This is a genomic window from Sphingobacterium hungaricum (assembly GCF_015210005.1).
GTDB lineage: Bacteria > Bacteroidota > Bacteroidia > Sphingobacteriales > Sphingobacteriaceae > Sphingobacterium > Sphingobacterium hungaricum.
Genome location: NZ_MU158698.1, coordinates 683,818 through 702,382 on the forward strand (window position 1 = coordinate 683,818; position 18,565 = coordinate 702,382).

Sequence of the window (18,565 nt, forward strand, 5' to 3'; positions counted from 1 at the left end):
CAACTATGAGTAACAAAGTTTATACCGCAGAGGTAACCGCAATTGGTGGAAGAGACGGAGAAGTTAAATCATCGGACGGCATTATTGACTTTAAAGTCAGCAAGCCGGTCGAAATGGGTGGAAAGGGTGGATCGACAAATCCTGAACAGCTCTTCGCCGCAGCATGGAGTTCATGCTTTCTAGGAGCCATGGGCGCCGTTGGCGAAAAAGACCATGTCGATTTAAAAGACGCAACTGTTACGGCAAAAGTTTCCTTCAATCAAGAAGACAATTCCTTTTTTATATCGGCGGATCTAGAAATTCACATCCCGACATTATCTATCGATGACGCTCAAAAGCTAGCAGACAAAGCGCATAAAGTATGCCCTTACTCGAAAGCTACGCGAGGGAATGTAGAAACTAGCATCAAAGCTGTATAAGTTTCATAAAGATTAAGATATTTCAATCCAGTTTTGCAATTATTCCCGCAAAAGAAATATCTTAATCTTTATCTTTGCGTCATTATTTTATGAAGCAAACACAGGAAATCAGCAATTTTTTCTACAGCCAATATTTTGCAGATGGTTTAAGGATTACCATTGGTTGCATTTGCCCTATTATGGTCTGTGCAGCTTTAGGTGAATTTGCCATTGGAACTAACATTTCGTTAGGTGCGCTTTTGGTTGGTTTGTCCGATACGCCAGGAGCTCCAACGCATCGCCGTGTCGGAATGCTTTCTTGTGCGCTTTTCTGTATTTTCACGCACATCGTCACGATTAGCTTTAATTCAAATTTCGTCCTTATGGCAATCGTCATCGGGATTTTGAGTTTTTTCTATTCCATGTTTGCTGTATTCAACGCGCGGGCTGCGACGGTTGGATCCATGTGTATTTTGATGATGTTGCTGAATGTCGACAATATCTATACCTTCAAAGAAGAATTATATTTCCTGTTATTTTTTATCATTGGCGCATCTTGGTACATGTTTATCAGCATGTCTATTACGCAGGCGAGGCCTTACCGGCTGGCGCAGCAGGAACTTTCCGAATCGATTCGGCATGTCGCTGATTTTATTCGACTAAAGGCTTCTTTTTATCAAATCAACCAAGATTACGAAGCAAATTATTTAAAAATAATTGAAAAACAGATTGCTGTTAACGAGCACCAAGAGAACGTCCGTGATTTGCTTTTTCAAAGTAAACGCGCAATAAAAGACACAACCAACATCGGACGGTTTCTGACGTTGGTTTTTGCCGATATCGTTGATTTATACGAACAGAGTTTAACAACGCATTACGATTATAATTCCATTAGAGAAACCTATGGCCATACGGGTGTTTTAAGTAAATTTAACTTCATTCTGATAAAAATGTCCGGTGAATTGGATCACCTTGCTTACAAATTAAACGCGAATAAATATCCAAAACCGCTGTATGATTTCTCTCAAGACATTGAAGATTTGAAAATCGCTACGTCCCAGGTCGAAAAAGAATATGGGCTCAATACCATGCCCTTAAAAAAAGTCATTGTCAATATAAGGGACATGTTGAATCTGATTAACAACATCTATAACTATAGCCAGCTAAAATCGACAGAGGTGTTAAAAGAAGAAATCAATGAGTCTTCGAAATTCGTTCGAAAAGATAAAATCAACTGGCAAAAATTAAAGGATAATTTAAGTTTAAATTCATCGGTATTTCGGCATGCCCTGCGTATGTCTATTGCATTATCTGGAACTTTCGTCTTGATGTATTACCTTCCATACGGCGAAATGGGAAGCTTTTGGGTTTTATTAACCATTTTGGTTATCCTAAAACCTGGATTTGGCCTGACGAAAGAACGGAATTTGCAACGCTTATTGGGAACTTTGATTGGTGGCGTTGTGGGTGCCATTATTTTACTGACTATCCATGATGAAATACTTCGGTTTGGATTGATGCTATTCTTCTTCTTGACAGCATACAGCCTGTTCCGAGTGAATTATATTGTCGCGGTTGTTTTTATGACTCCGTATGTATTAATCATGTTGAGCTTCACTGGCATCAACACATTTGATGTTGCTCAAGAACGAATCATCGACACCTTTATCGGTGGCGCCATTGCCTTTCTATCGAGTTACATTATCTTCCCGAATTGGGAAAGCTTTCAGATTAAGGACAATATGCGTGCGTTGCTGATTGCAAATTATAATTATTTCGGACAGTCATTTAAAATGCTTTCGGATGCCGTTATTCCAGTAACTCAATATAAACTGGCTCGAAAAGAAGTGTACATTACTTCTGCGAATATGGCTTCCACATTTCAACGTTTATTGACAGAACCCAAATGGAGACAGAAGAGCACAAAGGAGGTCAACCGTTTTGTTATCCTTAACCACATTTTTTCTTCGTATTCCGCGACCCTGTTAACTCAGTTGAACATGACGAAAACTGAAAACCTCACCAACGAGCACGTGAAGACGTTGAAAAAAACATTGGGAACCATGGAAAAAACAATCGAATCCATTGAAGTGGAAAACCCGAAGGAAATAGATAACATTGACGCAAATTCCTGTGTTGACTTGGGCATTTCGGATTCGGAAGAATCCAAATTAATTACAGACCAATTACAATTTTTAAATAAAATTTCGTCAGATTTACAGAAGACAACTTCTGAAATTTTGTTTAAAGAAGATTTGAAAATCACTTAATTGTATGCAAGAAGAAATAGTTGATGTATTGATAGTTGGTGCTGGTCCGATTGGAATCGCATGTGGGATTGAGGCTCAAAAAAATAAACTATCGCATCTTATTTTGGAGAAAGGTTGCTTGGTCAACTCTTTATACAATTATCCGGTGAACATGACATTCTTTTCAAGTTCCGAACGGTTAGAAATTGGAGACACGCCATTTGTAACGACAAATCCAAAACCAAAACGTGCTGAAGCATTAGAGTATTACCGCAGAATCGACAGCAAATTTGACTTGAATACGCATTTGTTTGAAGAAGTTTTATCCATCGAAAAGAAAGGTTCAATTTTCACTATACAGTCAAACAAAGCGGTTTATTTAGCGAAACATGTAATTATCGCTACGGGATTTTATGATGTTCCGATGCTGTTGAATATTCCTGGAGAAAACCTTCCGAAAGTTTCACATTATTATCAAGATCCGCATTACTACACAAATCAGCATGTGATTGTAGTTGGCGCAAGTAATTCGTCGATTGATGCAGCGCTTGAAACGTTTCGCAAAGGTGCAAAGGTTACTTTAGTCATCCGAGGACCAGAAGTCAGCCATCGAGTAAAATATTGGGTTAGACCAGATATTGAAAATCGAATTGCTTGTGGCGAAGTGGCTGTAAAATACAACAGCTACCTGACGGAAATCACGGAGAATGAAGCTAAGATTTCAACTCCCGAAGGAGTCGTAACGATAAAAAATGATTTTGTGTTGGCCTTGACTGGGTATCAGCCTAATTTTACTTTTCTCAAAAAAGTCGGAATCAATATCCCCGACGAAAGCCCGCGAATTCCGGAACATAATTTGGAAACGATGGAAACAAATGTGGAAGGCATGTATTTGGCTGGAGTAGTTTGCGGAGGACTGAACACGCATTTGTGGTTTATCGAAAACTCTCGAGTCCATGCTGAGATTATCGTACATGATATTCTAGCGAAATCTATCTAATTTTTAGTCCCTCCAAAAAGATCAGCACCATTTTCTGCTGCATGTCCAAAATCTGCTGAAATTCGTCTTTCCTAGGAAATACGATCCAATTCAAATCCTTCAACACGCCAAATCGCATTCCATATAAGGAGAACAGCAGTAAACGTGATGTCTCATCTACATCGTCTACTTTGATTTCATTATTCTTAATCCCCAATTCAAACACCCTGCTCAATAATTTCGTTTCAATCTCGTAGGAGTTTTTGATGACGTAATCTAATTCGGGTGGAATTTCTCTTTTAAAATTGTAGCCTACTTCAAACAAAGTATAATGTTCCTGTATCGATTCGATTCGAGCTCGCAAAACATCGAGCATCAAATCCTTCACATTACCTCCTTGATCCACGAGCTTGTTCATGCGCACATTAAAATCTTCCAACGCTTGCTCAAGCACCGCTGCGAACAGGCTATTTTTGTCTGGATAATAATAATACAACAATGCCTTCGAAAAGGATAAATCTTGCGCTATTTCAGCCATTGTTGTTTTTGATAAGCCGAAGTGGGAAAACCTTTTCTTGGCTGCTTCCAAAATTTTATATCGTTTTAGATCTGCGTTTTGAGCCATGTTTCAAATTTTATTTAGCTTAATCATTAGGGATTGCCGTATATTTAATACGTTTACATAAAATTAGTTCTTTTATTTGAATTTTTAAAGGAATTGGTCAAAAAATATGGAATATAAGGTGATTCAAAACGCTTCTTTAAAAGCTTACAATACATTCGGCGTAGACGTACAAGCTCAACATTTAATTCGTATAGACGAAGAAATCCAATTTACTCAATTGTTTCAAAACGAGATCTTCAAACAAAAATATTTTGTCTTGGGAGGCGGAAGCAATGTTTTATTTACGAAAGATTTTGATGGTACAATCCTAAAAATCAACCTAAAAGGAATACAACATTTCATAGAAGGTTCGAACGCTTACATTACAGCGGCAGCTGGCGAAATATGGAATGATTTCGTATGGTATTGCATAGATCATCAATTTCCAGGAACAGAAAACATGGCGCTTATCCCTGGAACTGTCGGTGCCTCCCCTGTTCAGAACATCGGCGCGTACGGCGCTGAGCTTATGGACATCTTTTATTCCTGCAGGGCATTCGACACGTTAGAGGGAATGTTTGTAACATTTAATCGAGAGGATTGTGGATTTACTTATCGCGATAGCATATTTAAATCCGTTCATAAAGACCGCTACATAATAACTTCTGTCACATTTAAACTTTATCTTCAAAAGGCAGTCAATACTACATACGGTGCGATTCAAAGCGAATTGGATTTGAGAAATATCGCTCAGCCTACAATCAAAGATGTAGCCGAGGTAGTTTCGCATATCCGAGTTGAAAAGTTACCAGATCCCAGCATGATTGGAAATGCTGGAAGTTTTTTTAAAAACCCAATCATAGCCGTTGAAGAATTTCAACGCATACAAAGTGCATATCCAAACGTTGTTCATTATCCCATCAATGACAAGGAAGAAAAATTAGCTGCAGGTTGGTTAATTGAGCAATGTGGCTGGAAAGGCAAAGCGATTGGCGAAGTTGCCGTCTGGAAAAACCAGGCATTGGTTATCACAAACCTTGGAAATGCGTCTGGTAAGGAGATTTTTGACGTATCGTCCAAAATAGTGAACGATGTGCACCAAAAATTCGGCATAACACTAGAACGAGAGGTTAATATATTGTAAATTTTTCATGAAGAAAAGTTAAATAATTTAATTTTAACACTTTAAATGAGCTTTAAAAAGGATATTTTATCCGTTCCTTTAATTATTTAACTGCATTTCCTCATAGGTTTCTCCTTTTTTTTGAAGCGTTCTTACTACATCCAACAAGTTTAGCATGGCATTTGCATAATTACTTGCATAACCGTAGTTCAATAAATTTTTGAACATACAATAGCAATTAATAAGCTAGTCATAAGACAAACGTATCATTAGCTAAATGTTAAACACTTAACCAAAGATTGTAGTATGAATAAGTTAGAATTTAATACCATGGTAATCCAGCATTCAGATTCATTAAAATCTTATGCTAAAAACTTTACAAGAGATCAAGATGATGCAAATGATCTTGTTCAAGACACCTTACTTAAAGCCGTAACTTACTTTAATAATTTCCGCGAGGGAACAAACTTAAAAGGTTGGTTATATACGATAATGAAAAATACATTTATCAATAATTATCGCAGGATTGTAAAGACAAATTCTTTTATCACAAAAGAAGAAGAAATATCACACAGCAATTTGGTTGTTTCAGCAACTAAAAATAAAGGCGAGAACAAATTTGTTATGGAAGACATCAATTACGCGTTGGGCAAGTTAACTGATGATTACTACGTTCCATTCACTATGTATTTTGAAGGTTACAAGTACCACGAAATTTCGGAACATTTAAATATTCCAATCGGTACTGTGAAAACAAGAATTCACGTTGCTCGTAAAGCAATGAAAAAAACATTATCCGCTTACAAATACGAGGTAGAATCGTAGTTTTGTAAAAACGATAATTGTCTTGGATCAAAATACAGCACTTCCTGAATACACGAAAAGCAAATTAGCGCTTCGTAATGGACAAGACAAAGAGCAGATCTGGATTGCTTACAATGGATTGATTTATGATGTTACTGAGAGCAGGTTGTGGAAGAACGGAAAGCATTATGAACATTGGGCAGGCCAAGATTTGACCGAAGAGTTAGCGGATGCACCCCACACAGAATCCGTTTTTAAGAAATTTAAGATTATAGGAAAACTGATTTGAGATAAGCGATTATTCGCTTATCTCAAATTTTGTTAAGGCAATAAACTGCTGAATTCTTTCGCGAATCATCTCCTGCGATAAAGTTTGCAACTTTTCAGAACCAAATTCTTCAACACAGAACGAAGCCAATGCAGATCCAAAAATAACCGCATTTTTCATGTTTGTAAAATTCACGCTATTTACTTTCGCCAAGTATCCAATAAATCCCCCTGCGAATGCGTCGCCTGCACCTGTAGGATCAAATACATCTGCTAAAGGAAGAGCTGGAGCCGAGAATATTTGGTTTTCACCGAATAATAAAGCGCCGTGTTCGCCTTTTTTGATGATTAGGTACTGAGGTCCCATTGTAAGAATTTTCTGAGCAGCTTTGACTAAAGAATATTCTCCAGACAATTGTCTTGCTTCAGCATCGTTGATGGTTAATACGTTCACACGTTGAAGCACTTCTTTCAAATCCTCCAATGCTACGTCCATCCAAAAATTCATCGTGTCTAAGACAACTAATTTTGGTTTGTTCTGCAATTGACCTAGAGTTGCAATCTGTACTTGCGGAGTTAAGTTCCCCAATAGCAAATACTCGCAATCTTGATAAGAAGCTGGCAATTTAGGATCAAAATTTTCTAATACATTTAATTCAGTGATTAATGTATCTCTGCTGTTCATATCATTATGATATTTTCCAGACCAGAAAAATGACTTCCCGCCTTTGATAATCTCGATTCCATCGACATCGATTCCTTTGTCCGTTAGGATCTTCAAATTATCGTCTCCAAAGTCTTCTCCGATTATACTAACAACTTTGATATCATCGTACAAGAAAGAAGCTGAAAGGCTAGCAAAAGTCGCTGCTCCGCCAACAATTTTATCTCTTTTACCGAAAGGTGTCTCGATTGCATCGAATGCTACAGTACCAATTATGACTAAGCTCATCTATGATTTAAATATAGTTCCAAAAAAAAACCGGCTTTTGGCCGGTTAAATGAAGCTCCTGAAGCTGGGCTCGAACCAGCGACCCTCTGATTAACAGTCAGATGCTCTAACCAGCTGAGCTATTCAGGATCATTTTTGTCTCCAAAAAGAAAACGAGTTTCTTTTATTGCGGTACAAAAGTACCATTTTTAAACATTAAAACAAACAAGATTTAATTTTATTTCAAATTAAAGTAAAGAACAAAATTCCCGTAAAAAAGAAAAGCTTCCTTACGAATAAGAAAGCTTTTGCTCCTGAAGCTGGGCTCGAACCAGCGACCCTCTGATTAACAGTCAGATGCTCTAACCAGCTGAGCTATTCAGGAATTCTGCTGGTAGAAACCGTGTTTCCGATTTCTGTGATGCAATTATCGGAAGTTTAAATCATTTGTCCAAATATTTTTTTCAAATTTTTCGCAAACCGTTCATTGCCAATTAAAATAAATTACAACAATACCCCCGTTAAAATCAATGTAGCGAATGTGAAGTAAATAATCAATCCGGTCACATCGACAAGCGTCGATACGAATGGCGCTGATGAGCTCGCAGGGTCGGCTCCAAATTTCCGTAAAACGAATGGAAGCATAGATCCTGTTATCGACCCCCACAATACTACACCAACCAGAGACAAGCTCACTACTGCAGCGATCAAGATCCAATATTCACCGTAATTATCTGAAAACGCTTGCCAAGTTGCAATGCGGATAAAACCCAAAGCTCCCAAAATCAAACCAAGGATTAATCCTGAAAGAATTTCACGTTTCATGACCATCCACCAATCTGCCAATGTCACCTCGCCTAAAGCCATCGCCTGTATAATCAATGTCGAGGCCTGTGAGCCACTATTCCCTCCGCTCGACATAATCAATGGCATTAACGAAAAGAGAACGATAGCGCTCGCCAATTGGTATTCAAAATGCTCGATAACGGTTGCGGTCAACAATTGTCCGAAAAACAACACGACTAACCACCCTGCGCGCTTCTTGACCAAATGCATGATCGAGACGTCCAAGTATGGCTCATCTAAAGCCTCAGTACCCCCGAAACGTTGCATATCCTCTGTATATTCTTCATTCGCCACCCAAAGGATATCATCAATCGTCACAATCCCGAGCATAATGTCTTGTTCATCGACAACCGGCAAAGCCACTCGGTTATTCATCCTAAAAATCGTGACGGCTTCTTCCTGCGGATCGTTGGCATGAAGAGAAATCAAACGGTTATCAATTAAATCTCCGACAATGGTATCGGGATCGGCTAATAGCACATCTCTGATTCGAATATCGTCAACAAGTTTTCCTTCGGCATCAATAACGTATAGCACATCGATTGTTTCCGATGCATTTCCATAACGGCGGATGTGATCAAGAATGCGAGTGATGGACCAATGCGCTTTTACGGTTATGTAATCCGGAGTCATCAAACGCCCAACACTGTCTTCTGGATAACCGAGAAGTGATAAGGCTTCTTTTCTCTCTTCAGGAGAAAGCATGATGATCAAACGTTTTACAACATCACCTTTGAGCTCACTAAGAAATGAGGTACGGTCATCGGGAGGAAGTTCGTTAATGATTTCCCGAATTTTGTTCGAGGGTAATTTTTTAAATATACGTTCCTGCGTTGGGAAGTCTAGAATCCTAAAAACATTAACCGCTCGCTTGAGACTTAATGTCTGAATGAACAATGCACCGTATTCAGGAAGTTCATCGATTAACTCCTCAACATCGGAAATATTTAACTCGTTAAGAAATTGTTCTAAGTCCGCAAGATTTCCACTCTCAGCCAATTTCTCTACTAACGCAACTTGCTCTTCCAAATCTTCCATAAAAACGTTATTTAAAAATAAATCCTACATTGACAATTTTCTGTTGTGGTGCAAAAATCGCTTTTTTTTACTTAAAAATATAATTAATTTTTTGAGCAAAAAAGCATAGGCTTTTTAACAAAAAACTAAACTTCCTATTGTACTGACTATATCAGTTTATGCCATTTTGACTTGCAGTAAAAACATTTAATTTTCAGAACAAATTATTCGATGACTGATTAAATTGATGAATAGATCAGCAACATAAAAATCGTAAAAATCAGATTTAAAAAATTTATACCACTGAATAGGTAGACTTAATAGTATTTCTTGAAGACTCAATAATCTAACATCAATAAAATCCTTTTAATAAAATTGAAATTTGAGCATGAACTAAAATTTTAATTATCGTACAGTGTGCACAATCTATTGACAAAAATACTATCTTAGTAAAGAGTTTATTGACTTAAGCTGAAAAGCAATCAAAAGCATTTTTGTTTAAAAAAAATAACTAAATTTAGAGTAAAATACATTTTTAATATTGTACCATAAAAAATATTAAATCAGTTATTTAACATCATAAAATTAAACTTTTTATTAAAATAAATCACCGGTTTTTAACTAATTTTTTTAGCAAAAACACCATACAACACGATTACAAAACGATTAATCTATGAAAATCAATATATTAACTATAATAATCTTACTTTTTAGTTCACTACAGAGTTTTTCACAGATTTATGACTCCGATCAAGCGCATTCGAACATACAATGGAAGCAAATAAATAGCCCACATTTCAAACTAATTTTTCCGTCCACGTTTGAAAATTCAGCTACTGCCCTATCCTATCAGCTCGACGCAATCATAAAAAAAGCGAGCGAAGAGCTCGACATTCAGCCAAGAAAAATCGCAATCATTTTGCAGTCGAATCATGTCAATCCAAATGGCTATGTGCAGTTGGCACCACGTAAATCTGAGTTCTACACGACTCCGCCAAGTACCCCCGACAATATTGAATGGCTTCCTAATCTCGCACTTCACGAGATGCGTCACGTCGCTCAATTTGACAAATTGACAGGGAGATTAAAAAGACCTTTTTTAGAGCTATTGGCACTTGGATTATTTGGACTTAACCTTCCTGCATGGTTTTTTGAGGGTGATGCAGTCTACACAGAAACGGCGTATTCTACCGGTGGACGAGGTCGATTATCCTCTTGGGATATGCCACTTCGCACCAACATGATTTCGAATAAAAACTACACTTTTGATAAATATATTTTGGGATCCTATAAAGATATTGTACCCTCATTTTATACCATTGGATACTTCCTAAATACCCAAATCGAGAACACAAAAGGCCCAACTGTCAAGGCAGATATTCTGAATAACATGCGCCATCATTTGATAAGACCTTACAATTTTAACAAGGCTTTAAAAAAATATACAGGCTATACGAGCAACTCTTTATTCCGTTCGACCATCGATTCTTTGCGAACAGTTTGGGTCGATTCTTTGATTCAGGAAACCAATCATTATGTAGAAATTGCAAAAGGCAGATACCCAATCAACTACTTAATTCCTCAAGAAAATGCTTCGGGAGAATTGTTTGCTTTGATGACTTCACCTGAAAAAACCTCTCAAATTGTAAAGATTGAAAATGGAAAAGCTCGTAGAATCACCTATACCGGACAGCAGGTGAACCCCTATTTTCAGGTTAAAGAGAATTTTGTTCTTTGGGACGAATACCGAAGAAACGCTCGTTTTGCAAAACAAACGCATCAAATAATCAATATTTACAATTACAAAACCAAGAAACTACAATCCATTTCGCATGATAAACGGTATTACACACCCATTATGCATCCAAATGAGTCGCAAGTTGCGGTCATTAATGTCAGTTTGGACAACTATGTCAGTGTAGATTTCATCGATATTACGTCAGAAACGGTGGTGAATTCAATCGATTTACCCGAAGGAATGCAAGCTTTACAGCCTAATTTTAATAAGCAAGGGGACAAAATTGTGCTTATCGTGATTGACCAGAGAGGAACAAACCTGATGGAAATTGACCTTCAGAACAACCAGCAAACCCTCCTCCTTCCTTGGGAAAACCAACAATTGGAACGTCCAGTCTATGCAGACAACAACATTGTTTACAAAGCTAACTACAACGGAAAAGATCAGTTGTTTTTATTTGACAGACTATCTGAATCCATTTCTCCAATCACTAACGACCAATTTGGCGCTTTTAATCCAACTTTAACTTCTGAGAATTCAATTCTCTACAACGCGTATCAATATGATGGTTATTACGTCGCTAAAACAGCATTAAAGCCCTATGAAAATGCAATAATTGCGCTAAAAAACTTCAATAATCAAATCGATCAGCCAATTGAAAATCCTATTCAGATTGATAGTTCTTTCCGTCCAGAGATTACAAAGTACAATTCACTGAGCGATTTTTTCAATTTTCACAGCTTGACGGTCAGCAATACAAACTTTGAAAGCTTTGACAATTATCGGCCTGGCCTATATTGGCAAGCCAATGATTTATTGAACACATCTCAACTAAAAGTGGGTTATGAATACGATTTGGAACGCCAAAAAAGCATTTATTCAACCGAAATATCGTATCAAAAATATTATCCCAAATTCACATTGAGGTATGAAAACAGAGGGCAGATTGGCCAGGCAGGTGTAGTCGGAAGGCCTGATACGACCATTAATTTTGATTGGAGAGAACATTATGTCTCTGCAGAAGTTTCGATACCTTTCACGAAATTCCGCAGAAATTATACCTATAGCTATGGCATAAACACAGGAACTTCGTACACAAAAAGATACAACCTTAGCCTTTCTACGCTTCGGGATTTTAACATGGATATCCGTTTTCCAATCTATCATCAAGTTTATCTGAATAGAAATTCATTGCGAAGCAAAATGGATTTGGCTCCAAAATGGGGACAAAACATCAATATCATTTATCGATATCTGCCTTTTGAAGAACAGGTAAATGGTGAAATGTTCTCCGTTTTGACCAATTTTTATTTCCCTGGAATAGTCAATAATCATAGTTTCCAAGTGCGTTTTGCTTTCCAAGAGTTTTCTGGAGATTATCAATACAGCTATGACATTCCTTTAGTTAGCGGATTTGGACACTTCGTTTCTCCGAAAGTCACGAACACCATGATGCTGAATTATCGTTTGCCCATTGCTTATCCAGATTGGGCATTAGGTTCTTTTAGCTATTTAAAACGTATTCAAGGATTGATTTTCACGGATTATCAAAACATTGAGAACAGCAGTTTTCAGCCAAAATCGATGGGAATAGGGCTTTCATTGGATTTTAATTTGTTTAGGTACGCCCTTCCGGAATTTAATGTTGGTTCTCGTTTGACTTATATCAATGATGCATCGGCAACGCAAAAAATAGTTCCTACCTTTAGTTTTTCGTATAGCTATTAATAAAAAGAGTGGATTTCGACAAACTTATTCAACATCAAGGGCTTCTGCAAAACATAAAGGAATTGCAGCATAAGAATGCAACTGCTGTACAAAGTCAAGTGCTATCCGCGACGAAAGAAAAGACCGATTTACTGGCTATTTCACCGACGGGAACAGGAAAAACAGAAGCTTTTGTAATTCCGATTCTTGCTAAATTAGTAACCGTACCAGCCGAAAATAGAACACAAGTACTGATTATTTCTCCAACCCGCGAACTTACTTTGCAAACGGCAAACCGAATTGAAAGCTTATCGAAGGGCTTAGAAATAACCTCACTCGCAATTTATGGCGGACAATCATACGAGACAAGCAAAACAGCGCTTGCGCAAAAACAAGACATTATAATCGCTACACCTGGACGACTTTTAGATTTAATCGAAAAAGATTGGCTGGATTTGCTGTCTGTGGAGTTATTGGTTATTGATGAAATCGACCAATTGCTTGATTTGGGATTTCTTCAATCACTCTATCTTTTGATAGGAGAACTTCCAAAAGATTGTTCAAAATGGATGTTTTCAGCTACGATGAATGCAGAGACCAAAAAGCTTGCAGATAAAATCTTACGCAAGCCCAAAGAGATTCAAGTGCTATCAAACGACGAAAAAAAATTGCATGAGCGTATTTTTTTCGTGGACAAAGATGACAAGAAAGAATTGCTTAAGCATTTAATTCTAAGCAAAAATCTAAGTCAGGTTATTGTATTCACGAGGACAACGCATGCTGTCGATCGGATCCAGAAATTCTTAATGCAACATGGAATCCCGAGTGCATCGCTTTATGGTGAGAAAAAGCAAAGTGAACGAGAAAAAGCACTTGACGATTTGATTAAGAAAGAAATTCGAGTGTTAATCGCGACAGATATTGCCACTCGCGGAATTGATATCCAAAGCCTGGAAGCTATTTTTAATTATGAAGTTCCAGAGACAGCAGAAACCTATATCCATCGAATAGGGAGAACTTCAAGAGGCTTAAATGATGGATACGCATTTACATTCTGCGATGCTGACGAAAACGCCAAATTAATTCAATTGCAAGGCGCTCTGAAGAGAACAATCCCGATTGAAGATTCCCATCCATTTGTATTGAACTGGCAAAAAAGCTTATCAAAACCGAAAAAATCAAGCAAAAAAAAGAGGAAATAACTTAGGTCATTTCCTCTTTTAATATACGAGTTTTTATCGTTTAGTCTTCGATTGCTTTGACACCTGGAAGCGTTTTCCCTTCCATGTATTCCAACAAAGCTCCACCGCCTGTACTTACATAACTTACATGCTCAGTCATTCCGAATTTTGAAATGGCAGCAGCAGAATCTCCCCCTCCGATTAAAGAGAAAGCACCTCGTTCAGTCGCAGTAACAATTGCATCAGCAACAGCTTTTGTTCCTTTAGCGAATGTATCGAATTCAAATACGCCCATTGGTCCATTCCAAATGATGGTATTCGATGCGCTTATTATTTCAGCAAAATGAGTTGCAGATTCAGCACCGATGTCCAATCCTTGCTTTCCATCAGGAATTTCATCGTTCGGGCCATCGTACGTAGTTGCATCATTTGAAAATTTATCAGCGATCTGAGCATCTGTAGGAAGCACTAAGTTTACACCTTTCGCTTCTGCTTTTTTGACCAATTCATTCGCTAAATCTAATTTATCCAATTCAACCAACGAATCACCGATCTGACCGCCACGTGCTTTTACAAACGTGTAAGCCATCCCGCCACCAATAATCAAATTATCAACTTTGTCTAAAAGCGCCTCAATCAAATTCAATTTATCGGATACTTTAGCACCTCCCATAATCGCTGTAAAAGGACGCTCAGGATTATTTAAAACTTTTTCTGCATTCTCAATCTCAGCAGCCATTAAATAACCAAAATATTTTTTTCCTGGAAAGAAGCCAGCGATAACTGCCGTGGAAGCATGCGCACGATGCGCTGTTCCAAAAGCGTCATTCACATAAATCTCTCCCAATTTGGAAAGCTTTTCTGCAAAATCACGATCACCTTTTTCTTCTTCTTTGTAAAAACGAAGATTTTCTAACAACAAAACTTCACCTGGTTTTAAATTTTTAGCCTTTTCAACGGCTTGTTCGCCAATCGCATCATCTGCAAACTGAACGTCTACACCTAATTCTTTCGATAAATGTGCAACGATATGTTTCAATGAATACTTATCTGTAGGGCCATCTTTTGGTCTCCCCAAATGCGACATTAAAATAACCGAACCTCCATCTTTCAAAATCTTTTCAATTGTAGGTTTCGCTCCTTGAATACGATTGTCATCAGTAATGTTGAAATCATCATCCAAAGGAACATTGAAGTCTACGCGAACTAATGCTTTTTTATCGGAAAAATTAAAATTGTCTATGGTTTTCATGTGTATTTTTTCTTTGAATTTACTTTTTAAAGGCCTAAAGATAAAAAATTGCTTGAATTATTAAAGCAAAATCCAAGCAATTCTTATATTAATAAATTTCTACAGTGTAAGGGATTTTCGCTTGAATTCCGGTTTGATTCAAAATATCTTTGTACGACTTCAGATACTTATGGTATTCTCCAACCTCATCTTCGATGAACCATAGTTTAATTTTTTCTTTAGAAGTGCTCAAAATGGAACTAAATGTATCATCAACAGAAGGATAATTTGAAATCTTGTACGAATCCAAGTTCGCTTTTTTGGCTGCTGCCGCAATGGCTTGGTCAATTCCGCCAATTTTGTCAACTAAACCCAAACCTAGCGCTTGCTGCCCTGTCCACACCCGTCCTTGTCCGATACTATCCACCTGAGCAATGCTAATTTTTCGTCCATCAGCAACACGTTTCATAAATAAATCATAAAAGCGATTCACTTCAATCTGATAGATTGCTTTTTCTTCTGCCGATAATGGTTTATCCGGATCTGCGCCAACATCAGCAAATTTGCCCGTTTTCACAACATCAAAATTTAATCCCAATTTATTATTTAACAATCCTTGAAGATTTGGAATTACTCCGAAAACGCCGATCGATCCGGTAAGTGTTGTTTCGTCAGCAAATATTGAATCTGCCGCAGCGGCAATGTAATAGCCACCTGAAGCCGCGTAATCTCCCATAGAGACAATGACTGGTTTCACTGCTTTCAACAAAGAAACTTCTCTCCAAATAATCTCCGATGCCAAACCAGAACCTCCACCAGAATTTACCCTAAGAACAACAGCTTTTACGCGGTCGTCCAAGCGCAATTTCCTTAATTCTCTAGAAAATTTATCACCGCCAATCTCACCTACAACACCTTCGCCATCAACGATGCTGCCGTAAGCATACAGAACAGCAATGCGTTCTGAAGATGACGATACATTCTCTGTAGGCGTATAATCCAGAATAGAAACGGTAGGAATATCTTTTTTCGCATCAATCCCTAACTTCTCACGAAATTCAGCCAACAACTCATCTTTATATTTGACACCGTCAACAAATTTGTACGTTAAGGCATCATCTGCATTGCGAATCAGGTAATTATTAGCAATGCTTTTTAAGGAGTCGACCGCAATATTTCTGTTGTCAGAAATATCCGTTAAAAACTGAGAATAAATGCTATTCAAATACGAATTCACCTGCAAACGATTTGCATCGCTCATTTGGTTCATCAAAAACGGCTCAACTGCACTTTTGTAAGTCCCGACTTTGATGACTTGCATCTCTACCCCAATCTTATCCAACGCATCTTTCATAAACATGACCGAACTCGCCAGTCCGCGAAAATCCAGGCTTCCCTGAGGATTGACATAAATTTTATCAGCTACAGACGCTAAATAATAAGCCTTTTGAGAATAGACATCGCTGTAGGCGTAAATAAACTTACCTGAACTTTTAAAATCCAGCAAAGCATCACGAATTGCCTGAAGCGAAGAAAAACCAGTTTGTATCGTAGTAGGATTAAGATAAATTCCTTTAATGTTGCTATCCTCCTTCGCTCCGCGAATGCGGCCCACAATATCATTCAGCCCTAAAGATTTTACATTTCCATACCCAGGAATCGAAAGGTCACCAAACGGATTGGGTTCCGTTCTATCTGTAATTGGAAAGTTGAGGGATAAATAAAGCACCGAATTTTTGGCAACGACAACTTCTTTAGAAGAACCTACGCTACTGACCATGGAGGTTATTATTCCTACAAAAATAGCAAGCAGAATAAAAGTAGATATGACAATACCGGTTATCGTTGCTAATACGTATTTGAAAAAAGACTTCATTTCGTTTAATTTTCTTGTGCCCTAAAATAAAGGTTAATTTCGAATTATATAAATTAAATATCATTAAGTGTTATCTTTAACATGAAATGGAAAAAATATACCTTCTCATCGGCTCAAATCTCAATAATCCAGAAAAACAATTGGCTTTGGCCGAAGAAGAAATAAAAACAAGCTTTGGAAATTTGGTCGATAAATCCTCGATTTATGAAACCGAGGCTTGGGGAGTCAGCGACCAGCCCGTATTTTTAAATCAGGTTTTAGTTGTAGAATCGAATGATAACGCGGCCGATATTTTAGCGAAAACTCAGGAGATAGAATTAAAGCTTGGCCGGGAACGGAAAGAAAAATGGGGAGCCAGAATTATCGATATCGACATTTTATATATAGGCGAACAGGTTATTTCTACTGAACAGCTCAAAATTCCCCATCCTTATATACAAGAAAGAAATTTCGCATTGATACCATTAATAGAAATTGAGGCAAAGTTTTTGCACCCTGTATTTAAAGTCACAAACGAACAGTTATTGCAAGCTAGCAACGATACATTAGAAGTAAAAATCCACAGAAATGAAAAATTACACAATTCTCAATCCTGATGTTATTCAGGCGAACATGATGAATAATCGTGACATGATTAGGCAATTTATTTCTTTGTATCTGACACAGACACCTTTGGATTTTGAAGCATTAAAAATTGCGGTCGCCAATTCTGACCACACTGAAATAGCCAATAAGGCTCATCACATCAAACCTACCATGGAATATGTTGGCGCTAGTGATTTAAGGAAAAAATTTCAAGAATTAGAGGACTATGGAAAGAATAAGGAAGACATGGAAATTATTCTGCATTACTTCACGAAAACAGAATCATTCTTTCAGATTTTCCTGCAGGAACTAAAATCCTACTATGATGGAATTAGCTTGGGTTTGCTTGACGAAAATGAATAAATGAAAACAGAATATAGCTAACCAGAATAATCGGGAATGCTAAGAATTTCAGAGAAACCAAAAACAGGACGCTAAAAATCAGGAACAAATATTTGAACTTATTTTCCGCCCAAGACAAGGACGACAACTTCATGCTAAATAATTTGATTTCTGAAACCAATAAAGCACTTGATATTCCCACAATCGCCAGCAAAACATATTGATTTGTTAATACCGTTGGGTACGATGAAACCAAAAATGGAAGAGAAATAATAAAAAATGTATTCATTGGCGTATTAACGCCGATAAAATCACTCGTTTGTCTGTCGTCGATGTTGAATTTTGCTAATCGCAATGCTGAAAATACCGTGATGATAAAACCCAAGTAAGGTAAATAAGCATGGGAAGTAGCATCTTTCAACAACATAAACATCACAGCCCCTGGCAAGAAACCAAAACTGATTACGTCAGCTAAAGAATCCAGCTCTTTTCCAATATCCGACTTTACATGCAAAGCTCTTGCGACCATTCCGTCGAAAAAATCAAAAATTCCAGATGCTAAGACACAATAAAAAGCTACCCAATAATCGCCAGCCAAAACCATCAAGACACCAATGCATCCACTGAATAGATTTAAACAAGTAATGGTATTTGGAATATGCTTTTTCATTTCTTAGTAATTAAAAA

The 18,565-nt window shown here is 37.5% G+C and carries 16 protein-coding genes and 2 tRNA genes; 10 read left to right on the plus strand and 8 right to left on the minus strand.

The features are described 5' to 3' along the window. The first annotated feature begins 5 nt into the window (after window positions 1-5). The 3 genes from C4F49_RS06165 to C4F49_RS06175 all read left to right on the plus strand — a co-directional run bounded on the left by C4F49_RS06165 (window position 6) and on the right by C4F49_RS06175 (window position 3,647). A complete protein-coding gene (locus C4F49_RS06165) occupies window positions 6-419 on the plus strand; it encodes an organic hydroperoxide resistance protein (protein ID WP_196935004.1) in 414 nt (137 codons plus the stop codon). Window positions 420-508: 89 nt separating this feature from the next. After that, window positions 509-2,668, plus strand: a complete 2,160-nt coding sequence (locus C4F49_RS06170) for an FUSC family protein (RefSeq protein WP_196935005.1) — start codon at window positions 509-511, stop codon at window positions 2,666-2,668. A gap of 4 nt (window positions 2,669-2,672) precedes the next feature. Then, window positions 2,673-3,647, plus strand: coding sequence for a YpdA family putative bacillithiol disulfide reductase (locus C4F49_RS06175; protein WP_196935006.1), 975 nt, complete (start codon window positions 2,673-2,675; stop codon window positions 3,645-3,647). Here C4F49_RS06175 and C4F49_RS06180 read toward each other — a convergent pair. Next, complete coding sequence (locus C4F49_RS06180) at window positions 3,640-4,251, minus strand: TetR/AcrR family transcriptional regulator (protein ID WP_196935007.1); 612 nt, start codon at window positions 4,249-4,251, stop codon at window positions 3,640-3,642. The two genes, C4F49_RS06175 and C4F49_RS06180, sit on opposite strands and share 8 nt — an antisense overlap. Window positions 4,252-4,357: 106 nt before the next feature. On the opposite strand from C4F49_RS06180, the gene murB reads away from it, so the two are divergent. From murB to C4F49_RS06195, 3 genes are all read left to right on the plus strand, one after another. Continuing rightward, on the plus strand, window positions 4,358-5,374 hold the full coding sequence (gene murB, locus C4F49_RS06185; protein WP_196935008.1) for a UDP-N-acetylmuramate dehydrogenase: 1,017 nt from the start codon (window positions 4,358-4,360) through the stop codon (window positions 5,372-5,374). A 285-nt stretch (window positions 5,375-5,659) separates the two neighbouring features. Further along, window positions 5,660-6,178, plus strand: coding sequence for an RNA polymerase sigma factor (locus C4F49_RS06190; RefSeq protein ID WP_196935009.1), 519 nt, complete (start codon window positions 5,660-5,662; stop codon window positions 6,176-6,178). Between the two features lie 22 nt (window positions 6,179-6,200). Further along, a complete protein-coding gene (locus tag C4F49_RS06195; RefSeq protein WP_231388222.1) occupies window positions 6,201-6,446 on the plus strand; it encodes a cytochrome b5 domain-containing protein in 246 nt (81 codons plus the stop codon). Between the two features lie 9 nt (window positions 6,447-6,455). Here the strand turns inward: C4F49_RS06195 and C4F49_RS06200 are convergent, their stop codons facing one another. The 4 genes from C4F49_RS06200 to mgtE all read right to left on the minus strand — a co-directional run bounded on the left by C4F49_RS06200 (window position 6,456) and on the right by mgtE (window position 9,239). Further along, a complete protein-coding gene (locus tag C4F49_RS06200; RefSeq protein ID WP_196935010.1) occupies window positions 6,456-7,376 on the minus strand; it encodes a PfkB family carbohydrate kinase in 921 nt (306 codons plus the stop codon). A gap of 55 nt (window positions 7,377-7,431) precedes the next feature. Then, window positions 7,432-7,505 (minus strand) — tRNA-Asn (locus tag C4F49_RS06205). A gap of 161 nt (window positions 7,506-7,666) precedes the next feature. After that, window positions 7,667-7,740 (minus strand) — tRNA-Asn (locus C4F49_RS06210). A gap of 119 nt (window positions 7,741-7,859) precedes the next feature. Then, window positions 7,860-9,239, minus strand: a complete 1,380-nt coding sequence (gene mgtE, locus C4F49_RS06215; RefSeq protein ID WP_196935011.1) for a magnesium transporter — start codon at window positions 9,237-9,239, stop codon at window positions 7,860-7,862. Window positions 9,240-9,891: 652 nt separating this feature from the next. Between mgtE and C4F49_RS06220 the strand changes: the two genes are divergently transcribed. Together C4F49_RS06220 and C4F49_RS06225 are read left to right on the plus strand one after the other, a co-directional pair. After that, complete coding sequence (locus tag C4F49_RS06220) at window positions 9,892-12,684, plus strand: hypothetical protein (protein WP_196935012.1); 2,793 nt, start codon at window positions 9,892-9,894, stop codon at window positions 12,682-12,684. A 62-nt stretch (window positions 12,685-12,746) separates the two neighbouring features. Then, window positions 12,747-13,865, plus strand: coding sequence for a DEAD/DEAH box helicase (locus C4F49_RS06225; protein ID WP_196935013.1), 1,119 nt, complete (start codon window positions 12,747-12,749; stop codon window positions 13,863-13,865). A gap of 40 nt (window positions 13,866-13,905) precedes the next feature. Here C4F49_RS06225 and C4F49_RS06230 read toward each other — a convergent pair whose 3' ends face one another. Continuing rightward, complete coding sequence (locus C4F49_RS06230) at window positions 13,906-15,096, minus strand: phosphoglycerate kinase (protein ID WP_270049214.1); 1,191 nt, start codon at window positions 15,094-15,096, stop codon at window positions 13,906-13,908. A gap of 88 nt (window positions 15,097-15,184) precedes the next feature. Then, on the minus strand, window positions 15,185-16,951 hold the full coding sequence (sppA, locus tag C4F49_RS06235; protein ID WP_196935014.1) for a signal peptide peptidase SppA: 1,767 nt from the start codon (window positions 16,949-16,951) through the stop codon (window positions 15,185-15,187). Window positions 16,952-17,037: 86 nt separating this feature from the next. Between sppA and folK the strand changes: the two genes are divergently transcribed. Then, complete coding sequence (gene folK, locus C4F49_RS06240) at window positions 17,038-17,547, plus strand: 2-amino-4-hydroxy-6-hydroxymethyldihydropteridine diphosphokinase (protein ID WP_196935015.1); 510 nt, start codon at window positions 17,038-17,040, stop codon at window positions 17,545-17,547. Next, window positions 17,519-17,899, plus strand: coding sequence for an Hpt domain-containing protein (locus tag C4F49_RS06245; protein WP_196935016.1), 381 nt, complete (start codon window positions 17,519-17,521; stop codon window positions 17,897-17,899). The genes folK and C4F49_RS06245 overlap by 29 nt, the downstream gene beginning before the upstream one ends. Here C4F49_RS06245 and C4F49_RS06250 read toward each other — a convergent pair. Continuing rightward, window positions 17,868-18,548 (minus strand): CDP-alcohol phosphatidyltransferase family protein, encoded by a 681-nt coding sequence (locus C4F49_RS06250; protein WP_196935017.1) that lies wholly within the window; start codon window positions 18,546-18,548, stop codon window positions 17,868-17,870. The genes C4F49_RS06245 and C4F49_RS06250 overlap by 32 nt on opposite strands. Window positions 18,549-18,565: the final 17 nt, after the last annotated feature.